This is a genomic window from Psychrobacter sp. 1U2 (genome assembly GCF_051847575.1).
In genome coordinates this window covers 1-1,225 of sequence record NZ_JBPYDC010000310.1, presented here as the reverse complement: position 1 = coordinate 1,225, position 1,225 = coordinate 1, and the positions used below count along the sequence as shown (strand labels likewise).

Below are 1,225 nucleotides of genomic sequence, written 5' to 3'. Positions count from 1 at the left end.
AGAAACTACAGATATACGAAAGCGGTATTGATCAGAAAAACTTCCTAAAAACCATAAAGACACGTCATAAGTATCTCAAAGATCTCTACCTCATTAATTTTTTAGCCAGTCGTTCAGACTTACCAAAAATAAATAGCATTCGTTCTCTTTACTTTTTCCTCTGCCTTAAAATGGTTGAGCTGACTGACTATGATAGTAGGATTGAAACCACACTTGATGAATGTCGATTTTTAACGAGTAATATTCGTGAATTCCTAGTCCCATTTTTGCCAGACATAACAGAGTTTGAGAGTCTTAATGATCTCCAAAGTCATCTTATCGAGTCTCAAGACAATGATCATTACACCAGATGGTTAAATAGCGCTCCTGATACCTTTGAATCAGAAATAAAAAAATATGGTAACAAGTTACTAAATAAGAGCACATCATTCTCTTCCAGCAATGCTAAGAATGAGCTTAATGGGCGTATAGCTAAATATCTTTATGAATATATCCTGCCGATAGAAAACTATTTCAAAAACGACTCTGGTATTACTCGCGTAACTAGTACCACCTATCAGGTTGCTAATGGCTCATTAGATTATGATGACACGACAGGCAATACAATCAGTGATTTAGTTAATCTTACTAAGGGTATAAATAGTACAGAAGCTTTTGAAGATGAAGAACGTCAAGATAACGAGAAAGAATCTTTTGAACAAGTAACAGTCAATACTCCCAGTAACTATTATCTTGATTTGGTAAGGGCGGAAGGTCAATCAAACAGTCGACGAAAAAGTGCTATGAATTTAGTTACTAGTGTAAATATAGCCCATGAAGATGAAATATCTACATTGGTAAATTACCTTGGTTGTAAGCTGAAGGAACTAAATTTAGGCGAGCTAGATAAAGCAGATTGTATAGATCAGAAGTTTAATTTTGACCTAAGCCATCAATCTGCCCTCTATCTACTTATGATCTTATTAACCAGTATTCAGGGTATATTTCAATCAGATAATTTAGAAGACGGATTTAATGGTTATCGATATAAACTTCAATTCGCACCAGAACGTAGTCATAAGGACGAAAGTTGGGATAAAAAATTATGTGCTAATAATGAAAGTATTCTTTTCCTCTACATGCCAATTATACTGATAGAGCTGCACCGTGAGATGACTTACGTATTGGATGATAATTTAATGATTTCGATTCATGCCCAAGCTATCAACGATATCAAAGCAATCAA

Annotated in this window: 1 protein-coding gene; it reads left to right on the top strand. The window is 34.5% G+C overall.

Annotated elements, in window-relative coordinates:
• Positions 1 to 170: 170 nt before the first annotated feature.
• The coding region (locus ACS8FD_RS15410) for a hypothetical protein (RefSeq protein WP_439276491.1) at positions 171 to 1,225 on the top strand (1,055 nt) is incomplete at its 3' end.